The organism is Thalassospira lucentensis (genome assembly GCF_011806425.1).
GTDB lineage: Bacteria > Pseudomonadota > Alphaproteobacteria > Rhodospirillales > Thalassospiraceae > Thalassospira > Thalassospira lucentensis_B.
In genome coordinates, this window is record NZ_JAATOV010000001.1 from 1 (window position 1) to 17,732 (window position 17,732).

The 17,732-nt window shown below is 51.8% G+C and carries 16 protein-coding genes; 14 read left to right on the forward strand and 2 right to left on the reverse strand.

Going from position 1 to position 17,732, the window contains the following annotated elements:
- Window positions 1-1,546: cadherin-like domain-containing protein (locus HCZ99_RS00005; protein WP_167444870.1), on the reverse strand; the 1,546-nt coding region annotated here is incomplete at its 3' end.
- A 1,149-nt stretch (window positions 1,547-2,695) separates the two neighbouring features.
- Here HCZ99_RS00005 and HCZ99_RS00010 point away from each other — a divergent pair.
- The 8 genes from HCZ99_RS00010 to HCZ99_RS00045 all read left to right on the forward strand — a co-directional run bounded on the left by HCZ99_RS00010 (window position 2,696) and on the right by HCZ99_RS00045 (window position 10,171).
- Entirely contained in the window at window positions 2,696-3,421 is a 726-nt protein-coding gene (locus HCZ99_RS00010; RefSeq protein ID WP_217701443.1) for a GntR family transcriptional regulator, read from the forward strand.
- Complete coding sequence (gene proC / locus HCZ99_RS00015) at window positions 3,418-4,254, forward strand: pyrroline-5-carboxylate reductase (protein ID WP_303047811.1); 837 nt, start codon at window positions 3,418-3,420, stop codon at window positions 4,252-4,254. The genes HCZ99_RS00010 and proC overlap by 4 nt, the downstream gene beginning before the upstream one ends.
- Window positions 4,255-4,304: 50 nt before the next feature.
- A complete protein-coding gene (locus HCZ99_RS00020; protein WP_167444872.1) occupies window positions 4,305-5,138 on the forward strand; it encodes a transporter substrate-binding domain-containing protein in 834 nt (277 codons plus the stop codon).
- A gap of 120 nt (window positions 5,139-5,258) precedes the next feature.
- Window positions 5,259-5,924 carry an amino acid ABC transporter permease gene (locus HCZ99_RS00025; protein ID WP_167444873.1) on the forward strand — a complete coding sequence of 222 codons (666 nt, stop codon included), beginning with the start codon at window positions 5,259-5,261 and terminating at the stop codon, window positions 5,922-5,924.
- An 11-nt stretch (window positions 5,925-5,935) separates the two neighbouring features.
- Window positions 5,936-6,601: an amino acid ABC transporter permease gene (locus HCZ99_RS00030; RefSeq protein ID WP_167444874.1), complete on the forward strand. Its 666-nt coding sequence runs from the start codon at window positions 5,936-5,938 to the stop codon at window positions 6,599-6,601.
- 23 nt (window positions 6,602-6,624) lie between these two features.
- Window positions 6,625-7,401, forward strand: a complete 777-nt coding sequence (locus HCZ99_RS00035; RefSeq protein WP_175581357.1) for an amino acid ABC transporter ATP-binding protein — start codon at window positions 6,625-6,627, stop codon at window positions 7,399-7,401.
- Between the two features lie 48 nt (window positions 7,402-7,449).
- Entirely contained in the window at window positions 7,450-8,370 is a 921-nt protein-coding gene (locus HCZ99_RS00040; protein WP_167444875.1) for an aminotransferase class IV, read from the forward strand.
- A 16-nt stretch (window positions 8,371-8,386) separates the two neighbouring features.
- On the forward strand, window positions 8,387-10,171 hold the full coding sequence (locus HCZ99_RS00045; RefSeq protein WP_167444876.1) for a chloride channel protein: 1,785 nt from the start codon (window positions 8,387-8,389) through the stop codon (window positions 10,169-10,171).
- Window positions 10,172-10,412: 241 nt separating this feature from the next.
- Here HCZ99_RS00045 and HCZ99_RS00050 read toward each other — a convergent pair whose 3' ends face one another.
- Window positions 10,413-11,297, reverse strand: a complete 885-nt coding sequence (locus tag HCZ99_RS00050; RefSeq protein ID WP_167444877.1) for a LysR substrate-binding domain-containing protein — start codon at window positions 11,295-11,297, stop codon at window positions 10,413-10,415.
- 167 nt (window positions 11,298-11,464) lie between these two features.
- Between HCZ99_RS00050 and HCZ99_RS00055 the strand changes: the two genes are divergently transcribed.
- From HCZ99_RS00055 to HCZ99_RS00080, 6 genes are all read left to right on the forward strand, one after another.
- A complete protein-coding gene (locus HCZ99_RS00055; RefSeq protein WP_167444878.1) occupies window positions 11,465-12,505 on the forward strand; it encodes a hydroxyacid dehydrogenase in 1,041 nt (346 codons plus the stop codon).
- Window positions 12,506-12,510: 5 nt separating this feature from the next.
- Complete coding sequence (locus HCZ99_RS00060) at window positions 12,511-13,191, forward strand: RraA family protein (protein ID WP_167444879.1); 681 nt, start codon at window positions 12,511-12,513, stop codon at window positions 13,189-13,191.
- A gap of 266 nt (window positions 13,192-13,457) precedes the next feature.
- Complete coding sequence (locus tag HCZ99_RS00065; RefSeq protein ID WP_167444880.1) at window positions 13,458-14,408, forward strand: Bug family tripartite tricarboxylate transporter substrate binding protein; 951 nt, start codon at window positions 13,458-13,460, stop codon at window positions 14,406-14,408.
- 177 nt (window positions 14,409-14,585) lie between these two features.
- On the forward strand, window positions 14,586-15,041 hold the full coding sequence (locus tag HCZ99_RS00070; RefSeq protein WP_167444881.1) for a tripartite tricarboxylate transporter TctB family protein: 456 nt from the start codon (window positions 14,586-14,588) through the stop codon (window positions 15,039-15,041).
- A 15-nt stretch (window positions 15,042-15,056) separates the two neighbouring features.
- Entirely contained in the window at window positions 15,057-16,568 is a 1,512-nt protein-coding gene (locus HCZ99_RS00075) for a tripartite tricarboxylate transporter permease (protein ID WP_167444882.1), read from the forward strand.
- Entirely contained in the window at window positions 16,565-17,707 is a 1,143-nt protein-coding gene (locus tag HCZ99_RS00080) for an alpha-hydroxy acid oxidase (protein WP_167444883.1), read from the forward strand. The genes HCZ99_RS00075 and HCZ99_RS00080 overlap by 4 nt, the downstream gene beginning before the upstream one ends.
- The last annotated feature ends 25 nt before the right edge of the window (window positions 17,708-17,732 follow it).

Genomic DNA, 17,732 nt, shown 5'->3' on the forward strand with positions numbered 1-17,732 from the left:
CCCCATCCGGATCTTCGTCATTGGCCAGAAGCTCTGACGCCAGAATGACCGTCGAACGGTTCGACACAATCGAAACCTCGTCGCCATACGCTACAATAGGTTCGACTATCGGAGCGTATTCCCTGTATTGCGCTGGATCGAGTGTTTCGCCAGTTACACCGCTATCGACATGGATCTTGTAAAGTTCACCTTGCCCGGAATTGGTCGGATGGCTGAAATAAACATACACACCACCATCAATGGCATGCTCAAGCTTGACATAGATTTCCGGACCATCGACCAATTCGCCAAAATCAACAACACCGTTAAACGGGTTGCCAAGGGAGTCATAACGCTGCCCATAAACACGATGTACGCTTGATGCATCACTTTCCCGACTGTTGAACACCGTGAAGTAGCCGCCATCGGAAAGCGCGATGACATCGCCTGACACCACATTGCCACCATCCGGGTCAAGTGTAGCAAGATCAACACGCGCGGCTTCCGTCACAGCATTGTCTGAGCCAAACTCATACACAACAAGGCTACGACCACTGACGACGGCGACCCGACCATCCGACAACAATGCCGACTTCGCACTCAGCCCGGAATACATCGGATCCGTGGCATCATTGGCTCCAACAAAGTCACGGACCTCGAAGGGGGTGCTCAGCGGATATCCTGCGGATGAGAACAGCTGACCAACAGTTTCGTTTGCACCGTTTTTCATCATCAGCAGCAAACGACCATCAGACAATTCAAGGCCGGTTGACATGCGGTCATTCCCACCGGCAAGCCCACTTAAATCAAATAGATCGCCGACCGCGTTACCCGAAGCATCATAGCGCTGACCAAATGTATCTTGCCCGACGGTTTCGCCATCAACATTGCGGCTCATCACAAGCACAAACCCGCCATCCTGAAGACCAATGACATCCGCGTCTGTGCTATTCACACCTTCTTCCTGAAGACTGACATCTTTCAGACGGTTGCCCGTCGAATTGAATATCTGGAACTGAACGGCATCGCCAGAGCTTCCACCAGGCTTCGAATAAGTGATGACATAGTTGCCATTCGCAAGACCGGTAATATTGAAACTTGTCGCCCCTGCGCCCGCACTAATTGCCTGGCGATTGCCCAGAGCCGCCCCCGCAGCATCATAGCGTTGACGCCAAATCCGATTACTGCCGTCGTACCAGGTTACAACTTGGCTGCCATCAGAAAGCTGAGCAACATCCCATTCGACAAGACCTTCCGCTTCACCGTCGATAGCAAAGCCAAGCGGCAGTTTGGTAGGGTCATCAAGCGTCGCACGCACATCAACCGTCACAGTTGCCGTACTGCTTCCACCCGCACCATCATCCGCTGTGTAGCTAAACACTGCCGGGCCGTAGTAATCCACATCCGGGGTGAACACCACATTGCCGTCAACATCAAGCGACACCGTGCCGTAATCAGATGCCTTAACTGTTCTGATGCTAACGGGGCCACTGTCGTTAGACAACAACTGCGAAGCCAGAATCACTGTGGTGCGGTTTGCTATGGTTTGGATAAGATCGTCTTGCATTTGAGCCCCTGATTTCAGCACCCTACAAACATAAACAATCCAATGCTTATCCGTACGTGCAATGTAGAACTAATACCCTTATGAGAAGAGTATTGGGGCTCGACATAGTGCACAAGCAATAGTTTAGTTACTCAATTAAAAATCGCACATTAGTATTTTTGTATTAAAAACAATTCCATACCCCGGAATTATGACAATTCCGGCTGGCTCTTACTGACGACTGATTTTAGGCGGGAAGTTGGAGAGCGATGGAGCAGTGATTACATTCTGTAAACACTTGTCAGGTGCCACAAAAGGTGACATTTGAGATACAGCAAAATCAACTACTTGGCATTTCCGATTGCCAGAAAAGTTGGCACTGATTGACACATAAGCTGACAAAAAACTGCAGGATTGACAGAAAAGCTGACATTTCCCCAGTGCATCAAAAACCATGTACCCATACAGACAATTAGAGAGATTATGAATTTATTCATAACAGCTTGCCCGCCTAACAAAAGAACTGGAACGCTGTACTCTTGATCTGATCCACCAAATTCCGAGACTAGACGCTGAGATCAAAGTCGGCGGCAATCCATTTCATGATCATACCGCTCGCTTGTCGCGCGTCGTATGTCCTTGATTGCGTTCTCGGCCGTCGGTTTCTGCGGCTCGGATTTCTGTTTCATCTTCACTTCCTTTGATCGAGCTACGATGAGCCAAAATCCTCCATTATCCGTTGAGTCAAATCTGTCTCATGGGCGTTGAGACGGAACAGGCAAAGCTTAATATTGATCCCATTGCTTTCGCAGAAGTGAAGCTGGGTGACACGTGTAAATCCGCACTTCACGAGCTCAACCGGACGACGAAGTGAATACCGAAAATTGAGGCTTTTCGTATGACAGCCAGCCTCTTTGACTATCTTCTGAATGTTCGAACACGTGATATCAAAAGATACCGACATGTACTTGGCTGGAGAATCTCCAACCTTTCACATATTTCGAGTCTTCTAAAAATGTAATTAAGCAGACGGCAGTCGAAGACTGCGATAGGACCGCCGGGTTCAGCCCAAAAGCCTCTCTCCATCTTTTTAAAAATAGAGACTCACTTGACGGCAATAATCGTCTGTGATTGATTGTTGACAATCGATCACCAGCAATGAGGCCTGATGTGAACTCCGGCGTGTCACAAAATTTTATTCGAATTCCGAAGGCGACTTTCCGGGCCCATATCGTTGACGGACTGCGCAATGCCATCCTTAGCGGTGAAATTCCTCCGGGCGCACAAGTGATTGAGTCAAGCTTGGCAGCACAATTCGGTGTGAGCCGTGGCCCGTTGAGAGAGGCCATGCGCCAGCTCATCGACGAAGGTCTACTTGTTACGGTGCCATACACCGGAACCCACGTTGTTGATCTCTCGGTTAGCGATGTCAGGGAAATTTACTCAATGCGCGTCAATCTGGAGATTTTTGCATTTGAGCAGGTCTGGTCGCGGCGAGATCAAAGCTTCCACGAAGGACTCCGCGCTCGCCACGCCGCCCTAACCCGGTGCATTGATGCGGAAGATGATGTTGCGAGCATCGACGCTGAGCTTCAGCTTCACGGTTTTGTCTACGAAGCCACCGGCCACCAAATCCTATTGAAAACATGGGAAAGTATACGTGGGCGCCTTCAGCTCTATTGGGCTGCGCATCACAGGGCACATGGTATTCGGGGTCCCCGCCGTGAGGGGCACGACAGTTATGTAGAAAATGCACTCGGCGATGATTTCGAAGCCATGCGGACCGAAATCAAAAACCATATGGCGCGTGGAGGCGAACAAACAGAAGAGTTTCTTCTCGGATCGGAGTCAAACACCGCGACGCAATCAGACCTCGCCGCTGGAGGTTCTAAATGACACCATTGCCCCCCGCCCCGCTTTCCGTCCTGATCATAGGATGCGGAAACATGGGAGCCGCTATCGCCGGCGGTGCAGTTGCAAATATCCCAACGGTCAGCATCACAGCTGTCGATCCTGACGTAGAAAAGGCTCGGAAGCTTCTCCCTTCCCACTCTGCGGTCGACGTAGTGGCGGAGTTTGATGAACTTCGTGATCGGCACTTTGACGTATGCATTGTGTCGGTCAAACCCCAACATGTCGAGACCGTCCTTCAAACAGCACAGCCTAGCCTTCCCAATGCTTTAGTCATTTCTATTGCGGCCGGAATCCCGCTGGAAAGACTGCAAGCTTCGATCCCCAACCTGCGGCGGCTCGTCCGCGTGATGCCCAATCTTCCCGCCTTGGCGGCAACCGCGATGAGTGTTGGCTTTGCCGAACAGGATGCTGTGTCAGAGGCAGACCGGCGCATCGTAGAAGAAATATTTGGGGCAATAGGCCAATTCTGCTGGCTGACAAAGGAAACTGAGATCGATCTTGCAACAGGCGTAACAGGAAGCGGCCCTGGTTACGTGTTTGCATTCGCAGAGTATCTACAGGACGCGGCGCAAAGACTTGGTTTTTCCAGAGAGTTGGCGGCGAAATTCGCCCGACAAACCGTCATTGGCGCTGCACGCCTCCTTGAACAGGATACGAGAACCGCGCACGACTTGAAGGTTGCCGTAACCAGCCCCGGTGGCACCACAGCGGCAGGTCTTTCTGTGCTCGAGGCCCAAAACGCACTCCCCTCACTTTTGATCAAAACCACCCTTGCGGCCGCCGATAGAGCCGTCGAACTCGGCAAGATCCAATAAGAAGAGCCGTAAAGGCCACTCGCCAGGTAATCAACTTCAGAGGCTTTACAATGAACACGACACGCAGAACTTTTGTAGCGCTTTGCGCTGCAGTTATCACTTGCATGGCCACGCCAGCTTTCTCCCAGGATGCTTCAACCCTTGAGCGCATCAAGCAAGACAAACAGCTTCGAATTGGTGTCACGTCAGCTGAACCATGGTTTTTCAAGGACCCGATGACCGAAGAATGGACGGGCGTTGGGGTTGCAATGGGCGAGAAGCTTGCTGCCAACCTAGGGGCTACGTTGGTCCCCGTTGAAACGACTTGGGCAAATGCCGTCGCCGCCATTCAGGCAAACCAGATTGATCTTATGTTCGTTCTGGATCCGACAGAAGAACGAAAAAAAGCTATCGCTTTCCCGGATGCGCCCCTGTTCTACTACGCTATGGGGGCCCTCGTACCCACAGACTCTGAAGTGACGTCCTGGGAAGATATTGACAAGCCTGGCACCCGTATTGGCGTTACGCTTGGCACCTCGCTTGACAAGAACATCACAGAGATGGCCAAGAACGCCGAAATCAATCGTTTCTCCAACAACGACGAAGCTATCGCGGCCTTCGCAGCGAAGCGCGTAGATGTCGTCGTGCAGTTCCATCCAGCTCTTGTTGTTCAGTATTCCCGCTTGAAGCTTGGTAAAGTCATTCTTCCTACCCCCGTCAACCCGGTTCCCACCAGCGCCGGCCTGCGAAAAGAAGCCGATCCTGCGTTCCGCGATTGGGTGAGTGAGCAGTTTGCCTCTCTCTACAAAGAAGGTGTTCCGGACCAGATATTTGACGCGTACCTGAAGTCGAAAAACATTGATCCCACGGGTATTCCGGGCCTCGTAAAAGAAGCCTGGCAGTAATCTCGGCTGGCGGGAGGCTGGCGAGAGCTAGCCTCCCATATTTTATGTTTCGGACGAAAGGATGGTCGCCAGCGAAGCTTGCGCGATCACTGCTTCGTATCATCCAAGGATCTGTTTCTCATGAGCTATCAATGGGATTTCTCCGGCGTTTGGTCCCGATGGGACATTTTGGCTGTCGGTCTTCTGAACACTATAAAAATTGCGGCGGTCTCTATTGTTCTCGGGATCGTCGTTGGCTTGGTCCTGGCGTTTCTTAAACTTTCGCCCAAAAAATATCTTTCGGCACCCGCCACCGCGTTCATAGAGTTTTATCGGAACACCCCACCGATTATTCATTTTTTCTGGTTCTACTATGCCCTTCCAGTGCTAGCGAACATAAGTTTGGATCCTTTCGTAGCAGCCGTGCTCGCTCTTTCCACGCAATCAGGCGCCTTCTACGCGGAGGTCTTTCGCGGAGGCATCGTTTCCATCGAGAAAGGTCAGTGGGAAGGGGGCCGCTCCCTAGGAATGCGGCATTCACAGTTGATGCGGCGGATCATACTTCCCCAAGCGATGACCCGAATGTTCGCGCCGTTTGTCGAACGGTCCTTCGAGCTGACGAAAACAACGGCACTCGCATCTACTCTTGCCTACGCTGACCTTCTTTATCAGGCAATGCGTGTCAATAGTGAGACCTTTAGACCTTTGGAGGTCTATACGACCATAGCTTTGATGTACGTCGTTCTACTTGTAACAGCCAGCACTCTTTCGCGCATTGCCGAAGCGCGCCTGACGGCTTATCGCTGAGGAGCCAATCAATGAATTATCAATTTGATTTTGGGCTTATTCTCCAAAGCCTTCCTGTCCTTCTTCGTGGTCTTCTCGTCACCATTGAATTGTGGATTCCCAGCATCCTTATTGGCCTTACTGCTGGTTTTTTTCTGTCGCTAGCACGAACCTCGAAGAGCATAGCGCTTAGAGCGCCAAGTCTGTTTTACATCGAGCTCTTCCGCGACACTCCGGTTCTAATCCAGCTCATCTGGTTCTTCTATGCTTTCCCGATCATTATCGGGGTCCAACTGTCTCCATTTACGGCCGCTCTTCTCGGGTTGGCGCTAAACACGTCGGCCTATTCCGCTGAGATTTTCAGGGGTGGGATCCAGTCGATCGCGCTAGGCCAGTGGGAGGGAGCGAGAGCTTTGGGTATGCGTAACTCACAAATTTTACGGCGGATCATTCTTCCACAGGTATTCAAACGCATGCTGCCCGCGTTCACCAATCGCGCGATTGAGGTCGCCAAGATGTCATCTCTCGCGTCGGTATTGTCTGTACATGAATTGATGTATCAGGGGCGATTGCTCAGTTCGACCTACTACCGACCACTTGAAATTCTAACGACCGTAGCAGTCATCTATTTCATCCTGATTTACCCCGGAACATGGCTCTCCGCGCGCTTGGAAAAGCGCCTTGCGGCAAAAGCCTAACGCCGACTCAAGGAGGCATTGCAATGAATGAACCTATTCTCCGCGTAACGGAGCTGAATAAGAAATTCGGAGAACATCACGTGCTGAAAGGAATCGACTTTTCGGTCGAGCAAGGCGAGCGTGTGGCAATCATCGGTGGGAGTGGCTCTGGAAAAAGTACCTTTTTGCGTTGCCTCAACTTCATGGAGATGCCCTCCAGCGGAACGGTTTCTCTTGATGGGAAGGAAATCGGAAAACCCGCCGGCAAAAACGGTGAACGTCGTTATCCTGAATCGGAACTTTGTTTGGTACGCGAGCGCGTCGGCATGGTCTTCCAGCAGTTCAACCTGTTTCCACATATGACCGTTCTCGAGAACGCCATGGAAGGGTTATTGACTGTAAAGGGCATGAAGAAAGAGGCCGCTCGAGACTTGGCGGTTAAGGAACTCGACAAAGTTGGGCTCGCGGATAAACACGACGCCTATCCGGGCCGGTTATCGGGTGGACAGCAACAACGTGTGGCAATCGCCCGTTCTCTTGCAATGGAGCCTGAGATACTTCTGTTCGATGAGCCGACGTCATCACTGGACCCCGAGTTGGTTGGTGAGGTGCTCGTTGTCATCCGCAAGCTCGCGGAAGAAGGAAGAACAATGCTGCTGGTTACCCACGAATTGGGCTTCGCCTACCATTTCGCGACCAAAGTAATTTTCTTGGCAGACGGTGTTTTTCACGAAGTCGGCACACCAGCAGAAGTTCTTAAAAACCCAAAACAGGAGCGCACACGGGCGTTTCTCAACCGTTTCACCGAATTTGCGTTTTAACCCTGCGGACGCAAACCATAAAAAAACTATGAATAGGAAGCTCTTGAAATGACCGCAACAACCGCTAGCAACACGAGTTCGCAAGGATACGTCGCGGATAATCGCAACGACGAAGTGATGATCTATCTCAATGGTGAATTTTTTAAACGTGACGAGGCCATGGTCTCGGTGTTCGACGCGGGTTTCGGGCTCGGAGACGGCGTTTGGGAAGGTGTTCGCCTGGTAAACGGGAAGATAGTCGCCTTGGATGAACACCTCGACCGGCTTCTTGAAGGTGCCAATTCGATTCAGCTTGATATTGGTATGAGCCGTGACGAACTAGAGGCAGCTCTTAAGCAAACGTTCGAAAAAAACGGCATGACGGATGGTGCCCATGCTCGTTTGATGGTCACGCGGGGCAAAAAGACGACGCCGAACCAAGATCCGAGGTTCGCGATAGGCCAGGCAACGGTAGTTATAGTTGCGGAATTCAAACTACCTAAGCCGGAGTCAAAGGCGAATGGTATCACGCTGATGACGTCGACAATTCGATGCAGCACACCAGATGTTTTCGACTTACGACTTAATTCCCATAGCCGTCTGAATTTCATCCAGGCCCTACTCCAAGCGATCAACCTCGGCGCTGACGAGGCACTAATGCTTGATCCTCACGGGTTTGTTGCCAGCTGCAACTCTACAAATTTCTTCATAGTCCGCGGCGAAGAACTCTGGACCTCTACTGGCCGATACAATTTCAACGGGATTACGCGAAAGAAGGTCATCAAGCTATACGCGGATGCCGGATTTGTAGTGCGCCAGAAGGATTTCACATTGGCCGAGGTTTACAGTGCCTCCGAAGCTTTCGTGACAGGGACATTGGGCGGCATCACGCCGGTCACCCGGATTGATGGACGTCAGGTCGGAGATGGTAAACCTGGGCTTGTGACTCAGCGTATCGCCGATCTCTACGCCGATTATATCTCCAGCTGAGTTTCGGGAGTCATCCATGCTCGAACTCGACCGTTCGGGAGACGGACAGGAGCCGTCTTCCGAGTCAAAGCTGTTTCGCATTCCTCACCGGCTCCGCACGATTGTTCGAACGGACGAAATTTGGCTGGTCGTCGTTGCAGGCTTTGTTGGAATAATTGCGGGCTGTTTCGTTGCGCTGATGGTTGGAACTGTGCAATGGTTACATCATGTCCTTTTCGCGATAGAGGGACATGAAGTAAGCGGCGCAGCGTTCATTGTACCTTGGCGGGCAGGACTTGTTCCTGCGGTCGGTGGCATCATTCTCGGCCTGGTTGGTTGGCTTTTCACCCGCAGTCAACGCATCTCAATTGTAGACCCGGTGGAAGCCAACGCACTTTATGGTGGACGCATCCCCATGAAGGGGAGTTTGCTGCTCGTCTTGCAAACGATGATCTCGAACGGCTTCGGCGCATCAATTGGCATGGAAGCTGGTTACACTCAGATCGGGTCTGCCTTTGCATCTCGTCTGGGACAACTTTTCCATGTGCGAAGAAATGATCTTAGGATTCTTGTGGGATGCGGAGCTGCTGGCGCCATCGCGGCAGCTTTCGACGCCCCACTGACCGGTGCGTTCTACGCTTTTGAACTCATTATTGCGACTTACACCGTCACGAGCTTGGCACCGGTGGTAGTCGCATCGATTGCCGCCGTGGCAACAATGCGTCTGGTATTGCCACAGCAATCTTTTCAAGTTGGCTTTGCTGGCAATCTGAGTGCATCCGACTACTCTCTCGTATTTGTCATGGCCCTCGTAAGTGCCTTGGTGGCAATTGTTATGATGAGGACCGTTACCCTCGTTGAGACGCTTTTTAGCAAGAGCCGCCTCCCAACCTGGATAAGACCAACTATCGGGGGGGGGTGCGTCGGTGGGCTAGCCCTCATAACACCCACGGTACTTTCATCCGGACATTCTGCACTCCATGTGGGTTTTGGCGCCTATTACACCGCACCTGTGCTGATGATGCTCATTTCTCTGAAGGTTCTCGCCTCGGCAATCTCCATAGGCTCCGGGTTCCGAGGCGGTCTGTTTTTCGCCTCACTGTTTCTCGGCGCCATGTTGGGGAAATTGGTGGCATTAGGCTGGATGCTTGCTTTTGGCCTTGAAATTCCGGGTCTCATAGTAGCGATCGTCGGTATGTGTGCGATGGCGACGGCAGTTCTCGGCGCTCCTTTGACAATGGCCTTTCTTGCACTTGAAACGACGGGGAGCCTGCCATTGACTATCGCGGTCCTCGCAGCAGCAGTAGTTTCATCAATAACCGTACGCCGTCTGTTTGGTTATTCATTCACCACGTGGAGATTTCATCTGCGCGGGGAATCCATTCGGAGCGCCGCTGACATTGGTTGGATTCGAGAGCTAAGTGTGGGCAAGATGATGCGCAAGAACGTGCAAACTGTCCACGCAGATACGGATGTTGAGCGACTAAAACGAGACTATGCGCTGGGCTCAACTCAGAGAGTTACCGTCGTTGACGACGCAAATAATTATGTCGGGATACTCCAAGTTCCAGAAATTTATCGTCAACAGGATGAAAATCTTTGCGCAAAAGATTTGGTTTCATATCCCAACACCGTGCTGATACCGAGCATGAACGCTCGTGAAGCAATGAAAACCTTTTCCTCTGCCGAAGCAGATGCATTAGTCGTCGTTGAAAGCGTGAAGAGCCAACACGTAATCGGAGTGCTGACCGAACAGCATGCCTTGAGGCGATACAATGAGGAACTCGATAAACGTCAAAACGAAACGAACCTTTACTCCTGACCCAAGAAAGCAGCGGATTAGTTGAATACTGCCAACCTCACACTGTTCGGGCTTAACGTCCATGATTCAGAGGCTTGAAATCGTTTTCCCGGCAACTTTGTAAAACATTACCCAAATCGACCGCGATGCCCGCGAAACTGTGTCGGCGCATTTGACGGATAGCCTGACATTCTTCACCCGACACGATCGTTGCACACATTTTCAGTGCAGCAACTAGGCGAGTTTCACAAAGAATATCGCTCTAAACTCTCGGTACACCGAACTCTCCGGCCAGAGATGCAAGCTTGTCGTGGAAAAGGTTCAGAAGATCAATTTTGGCGGATGCTATTCGCTGCACGACGCCAATTTGACGATAAACCTGCGGATCGCCGAATGGCTTTATCAGCAAATCATGTTTTTCATCACGCACAGCAATATGGGGGACGACTGTCGCGCCCAGCCCCTCGGCAACGCACTCTACAATTGCGGAAATCGTATCAATTTCGGCAGTATCGGAGGTGACGATCCCCATCTTGGAAATCTCGAGGTCGATTAGATTTGCAAGCGGCACGTTACTACGAAATCGGATGAAGGGGAGTGTTTCCAAAATCGTGCGTGCATCCATTTCGGGTGTTCCGCGTGGCGCAATAACAACAAGCGGTTCTCGAATGAATGGTCGCCAAGTCATACCCGACGGAATACCGAGATGTTCAGCCACAATTGCCATATCAAGACGACCAGCGTGGACATCCGTAATCATCGAGCTTGAAAGACCGACACGCAAATTGATGCGCAAGTCCGGATACGTTGACCGCAAAGAGACGATGGTTTTTGGCAAAAGACCGATTGTACTGGTTCTGACTGATCCAATGTTGAGGCTGCCGCTCTTTCGTTCCCCGCGCACAGCACTTCTTGTTTCCTCAACGACACGTAAAACCGATCTTGCAGTTTCGAGCAGTTGAAGCCCATGGACATTAAGTGTCGGCGGTCGTGTGTCACGGTTAAACAGACTGGCCCCCATTTCCTGCTCGAGGGCCTGCATTTGCTGGCTTACGGCTGACGGTGTCAGATGGACGATTTCGGCCGCGCGGGCGAACGTCCCATGCTCTGAAACAGCGACTAACGTCTTGAGCTGTCGAGTATCCATCAATTTCACCAAATTTTCTTAATCTATACGGAAATATTATTCGCTTTAATAAAAAAAATCTATCGTTAATCTTTCCTAATGCCGGAAAGGCAAAACAAATAAGAATTAATTTAGGGAAGAAACATGCAGGGTGACCTCTATTCACTGCCGTGCGCGGGAGTGGGCCAATGACCGAGCCTGTAAACATCCTTGTCACGGGGCCTGATCTTGATCCGGCAGCATCGGCACTGATCGAGCAGGCTGGCGTTAATCGCGTTCATACCCCGCCTTACCCCACCGACGATGTGCTGACCGACCATCTTGCGCGCTTCCGCCCCGAAGGCGTGATATCACGCATGGGAAAATTCGGCGCATTTGCCATGGATGCAGCACCGGATCTCAAAGTTATTTCCAAGCATGGTGCGGGTGTCGACAATATTGACGTCGAAGCCGCAACCGAGCGCGGTATAGCGGTCCTGCGCGCACCAGGCGCAAATGCACTTTCGGTTGCCGAACATGCGATTGCCTTGTTGCTTGCCACCGTCAAACAAATTGTCCCGCTGGTGTCAGGCCTGCGTGAAGGGCGCTGGGAAAAACCGGGTTTCCTTGGTGTTGAAATCGCCGGAAAGACGCTTGGCTTGGTCGGGTTCGGTGCTATTGCACAATATACCGCCCGCCTGGGGCGTGGACTTGGCCTGAATGTAATTGCCTATGACCCAATGGCGAGAAATGAAGTGTTCGCCGCAGAAGGTGTCCAGCGGATTGGAAGCGTCGATGAATTGCTATCCGACGCGGACATTGTCAGCTTGCATTGTCCTTTGCTGCCAACAACGCAACACATGATCAATGCCGAAAGCCTCAAGATCATGAAGCCGCAAAGCTATCTGATCAACACCGCACGTGGCGGTCTGATCAACGAGGCGGATTTGCTCGGCGCGCTGCAAAGCGGGCATCTGGCTGGAGCCGGTTTGGATACCTTCGAGCAAGAACCTCCATCCCAGGACAATCCGCTGATGTCGGAACGCATGGTTGTTGTCACCCCGCATGTCGGCGGCGTAACAGCAGCTGCCGGACGTCGGGTTGGTCTTCTGGCCGTCGAGGGCATCCTTGATTTGCTGGCGGGTAAAAAAATTGCTGCAGAGCGCATCGTCAATCCAGAGATTTTTAGTGCGGGAAACGCCAGAATTTTGGCGTCCGGTGCGGATGCAAAACTGTTCGAGAAAGGGTGAACAGAATGACTGTTGGAAATCGTATTTTCCCACGTAAACAAAAAATCTCGGCAGAGCTGGTGGAAAAGTTCCGCGTCCTGCCAGTGGCCAATGTGAGCGATTGCATGAGCCGTCTATATGCGGGCGGCACCAACCTTCGTCCGATGCACACAGATGGCGTTCTTGCAGGTCCTGCTCTGACAGTCAAATGCCGTCCGGGTGACAACCTGATGCTGCATAAGGCGATTGATATCGCAGAGCCCGGCGACATCATCGTTGTTGATGGCGGGGGTGATCTGAACAATGCGTTGATGGGTGAGCTAATGCTTGCACATGCGATCAATCGCGGCGTTGCCGGCTTTGTTCTGTATGGCAGCCTGCGCGACCTTGATGCGTTTAAAAGCGTAAATCTGCCCACCTATGCGGTCGGCGTCACCCATCGTGGCCCCTACAAGTTCGGCCCCGGCGAAATCAACGCGACCATCTCGATTGATGGCATGACCATTGAAACAGGAGATCTCATCCTCGGCGATTCTGACGGTGTTCTGGCAGTGCCGATCAACGATGCGGAAACCATCCTTGAAGCGACCTTGGCAAAACAAGCAGCCGAAGAACGCCAGATGCAGCATATCAAGGAACGCACCAACGATCGATCATGGGTCGACAAAGCGCTGGCGGCAGCAGGTGTCGAGGTTATCTCAGCCTGATCCGTGAAGCTCAGGCCAATTTGATAGCGACTTACAAAAACGCTGCAAAGCAGACAGAGAACAGGAAGTGGAGTGCGTTAAGTATTTGTCATCAATGAGTTATTGGAGGTGGCAAGACAAAGAGATGTCTAAGATGTCTCATCATCTAAGACGAAATGCCTGCATCACAAAATCATAAAAGCTGTTGGAAGCATGAATTTATATTCACTTCCATAAACAAAAAGCGGTGATGCGGGATTGAATTCATCTATCAGGAGGAAACAAAAATGAAATTCAAAACGATTGTTACGTCCGCGTTTCTCGTTGCTGCTTTTGCATCGAACGCCCATGCAGAATATCCGGAAAAGAAAATCGAAATCATCGTCGGTTATTCCGCAGGTGGTGGTACCGATGTCATGGCCCGCACGGTCGCGCCGTTCCTTGAGCGTTATCTGGGTAATGGCGCCACGGTTGTTGTCAAAAACATGCCGGGTGCCAGCGGTCAGATCGGTGTGACTGAGGTTGCCAATGCAGAGCCAGATGGCTACACGCTCGGCACCTTCAACCTGCCGGGCATGATGGCCCGTACACTTGACCGAAAAGCTGATTATTCCGCCGACAGCTTTACCTATCTTGCCAATGTTGTTGATGACCCGAACGTAATTGTCACGGCAAAAGACAGCAAGCTTGATACCATGGATAAGCTAATGGCGGCCGCAAAGGAAGATCCGGGTGCGATCACTGTCGGCATGTCGAGCCTTGGCGGGGATGATCACTTCTTCCTGATGCGCCTTCAGAGCAATAGCGGCGCCGAATTTACCATCGCGCCATTCAAGGGATCAGCACCGGCGCGTACCGCGGTGATGGGCGGCCATGTAGCGATGGGTATCTTCAACCTTTCAGAAGTTCTCGGCTTCCGCGAAGAGCTCAACATTCTTGGTGTTGCCACCGAAGAGCGTTCGAACCTTGCCGATGACATTCCGACTTTTTCCGAGCAGGGAATCAACGTCGTAAACGGCTCTATGCGTGGCTTCGTCGCACCGCTTGATCTTCCTGAAGATGTGCGTAGCGCTCTTCTGGATGCTTTCCAAAAGGCGTATGATGATCCTGAATTCTCCAAGGCAATGCTGGCGTCGGGTAATCCGGTAAAACTGACCCTTGGCGACGACTTCAAGGCGCTCAATCAGGAACAGTACAATTTCGCCAAGTCGGTTTGGGAAACCACCCCCTGGAAATAACCCCGGGTAAATATTGGTTTCATGATAACGGCCAAAGAGGTGCGAAGTGCCTCTTTGGCGATTTCCCCAAACATGCCTGCATTGCTTGGTTGATTTTGTGCGAAACAGGATCAGTAAGATCCTTTGTATGCCGCGCAAACAAGCATTCAGGTTCAAACAAGTCGAAAGACCAGCAAAATGACGAACCAAACCGGTTCACGCATATTGCAACCTGACAACATTGCCGGCGTTGTACTTATTGCTGCCTGTGCGTGGCTCCTCACCAAAGTAACTGACATGCCCGAAATGAGCGCGCTGTTGCCGATTGCAATGCTCAGCACAATGATAGCGCTTTCGGTCTTGATGATACTACGCAACCTGATCCGAACCGAAGCCATCGCTGTCAAACCGGTGTTTTCTTCGCTGTCGCGTTTCCTGCTCGTCGTGGTTTGTGTCGGGTTCTATGTTCTGGCTGTTGCGACGATCGGTTTCTACACATCGACATTGATCATGCTTCCGGCGGTTGCCTGGCTGTTTGGCTATCGCAGTATCAAGGGCATTGCCCTTGCCACGCTGATTTTTGTTGGCGGCATCGCGCTGATTTTCCTGGTTCTGATGAACCAAAGCCTGCCGCCGGAATTCTTCCAGTCCTGACGCCGGAGAGCTTTTATGTATGCCAATTTGATTGATGCTCTGCCAAACGTTCTGGGCTGGGCCAATGTTCTTTCCGTCGTTGTCGGTGTGGTCGCCGGGATTTGCGTCGGCGCACTTCCGGGGCTTAGTGCCACGATGGCGATTTCGGTTCTCATTCCGTTTACCTTCGGCCTCGATCCGTTGGTTGCGCTTGGCATGATGGCCGGGATTTATAACGGCGCAATGTATGGCGGGGCGATCCCGGCCGTTTTGTTGCGCATTCCGGGCACACCTGCCGCGGTTGCAACCAGCTTTGATGGTTATCCGATGGCACAGTCGGGCAGAGGAGGATTTGCTCTTCAGGTCGCCGTTGTTTCCTCGGCTATTGGCGGGATTGCATCGGCAATTGTTTTAATGTTGCTCGCACCGCCACTATCTAAAGTAACCTTGCTGTTTGGGCCTGCCGAAATTTTCTGGGTCGCGGTTTTTGGCCTGTCCTCAATCGTCTTCCTTTTGGGGGGCGACCCGATCAAGGGGCTGATCAGTGCCGCATTCGGCGTCACGGTTTCTGTTGTCGGTTCGGACACGATTACCGGTTATGAGCGGCTTACCTTTGGTTATCTTGAACTGCTTGACGGGATCAATATCGTTGTCTTGCTGGTTGGGTTGTATGCCTTGCCGCCAGCAATTGATCTTCTGGAAAATCCCGATTTTGACACGGCGAAGGACAAATTTAACCTTGGCACCGGCAGCATCTGGAAAGCCCTGCCTAGTATGTTCGGATTTTGGAAGACTTGGCTGCGTTCAAGTGTGATCGGGGTTCTCATCGGTATCCTGCCCGGTGCGGGTGGCTCCATGGCGGCATTTCTGAGCTATAACGAAGCACGCCGGGCATCAAAAACACCTGAAACATGGGGCAAAGGCGAACCCGAAGGCGTTGCTGCGGCTGAAACCGCAAACAATGCCGACACAGCATCGGCCATGATCCCTGCCCTGACACTGGGTGTGCCGGGAACATCTGTCGCAGCTGTCATGCTGGGCGGTTTACTTATTCATGGCTTGCAGCCAGGCCCGATGTTGTTCCGTGATAACCCGGACCTTGTCTTTGGCTTTATGTGGCAATTTCTTTTTGGTGCAATCCTTCTTATTTTCCTTGGTGGATCGTTTGCTACCAATAGCTTTGCACAGGTTTTGCGTTTGCCGCGCCCGATGCTCGGCGCAATTATCATCGCGCTTGTCTTTATCGGTGTCTATTCAATCAATGGACGGATGTTCGACGTCTATTTGATGCTTGGCTTTGGGTTGATTGGGTATTTCATGGACAAGCTGAAATTCCCGCTTCCGCCTGTGGTACTCGGCCTCATTCTTGGTAGTTTCGCCGAAGAAAACCTGCGTCTGGCGCTTCGTATTGGTCGAAACGACTGGTCAACCCTTTGGCAGAACAGCACAAGCCAAATCATCATCGCCATCACTGCAGCTGTCATTGTTGGTCCAATGATCATGCGTGTCATCAGGTCCAAGAAGCCTGATAACAGTTTCGAGAAATGACGCAGTTTCTGTGTCTGGATGACTACGAGGCGGTTGCACGCAGCCGCCTCCCTCATCCTCTTTACACCTACATCGCCAGTGCCGCCGAAACATCGGCTAGCTTGAACGACAACCAAACCGCATTTCAGAACTGGGGATTTATTCCCCGCGTCTTACGTGGTGTTTCAAATCGGACAATAACCACAAATTTGCTGGGACAAAGCTTTGATGCGCCTGTCGGAATAGCCCCAATGGGCATCTCTGCCTTGATGGCCTATGACGGGGACAACGTGCTGGCCCGCGCCGCGGACAAACAGAATATTCCAATGATCCTAAGCGGTTCTTCGCTGACCGCCATGGAACAGGTCTTCAAAGCAAATCCCAATTGCTGGTTTCAAGCTTATCTGCCCGGAGAAGACGATAAAATTGTCGCCCTGATTGACCGCGTCAAACGGACGGGGTTTGGGACACTGGTGCTAACAGTCGACACGGCAGTTCTGGCCAATCGCGAAAACAATCTGCGTGCCGGGTTCTCAACGCCTCTTCGGTTCACTCCGAAAACCATCTGGAAATTTGCCACACACCCAAGATGGGTGTTTGGCACTTTCGTGCGAACTTTAGTCACGCAGGGAATGCCACATTTCGAAAATTCCTATGCCACACGCGGTGCCCCCATCATGTCGCTCAATGTTACCCGAGATTTCGGGCGTAAGGATCATTTGAACTGGGACCATCTGCGTCTGATAAGGGATCAATGGCAAGGCAAGCTCATCATAAAAGGTGTTCTCGCCCACCAGGACATACAGAAAATCCGAGAACTGGGCTGTGATGGTGTTATTCTATCAAATCACGGTGGCCGCCAGCTTGATGGTTCGGTATCCCCGCTGCGTGTTCTTCCCGATGCGCTTGAGGCAGCGGGCGACATTCCAGTCATGATTGATGGCGGATTTCGACGGGGAACAGATATTATAAAGGCATTAGCCTTGGGCGCGTCATTTGTCTTTATTGGGCGAGCATTCCTCTATGCCGCCGTCGCAGACGGCGAGACCGGCGTTGGTAATGCGATCGAGATCATCAAATCCGAGATACACCGCGACCTCGGGCTGTTGGGCAAACGCACGATAGATGAGCTCACCAAAGACATTCTGTTACCGCTATAACCCGCCAAAGAGAAGCCCACTCAAC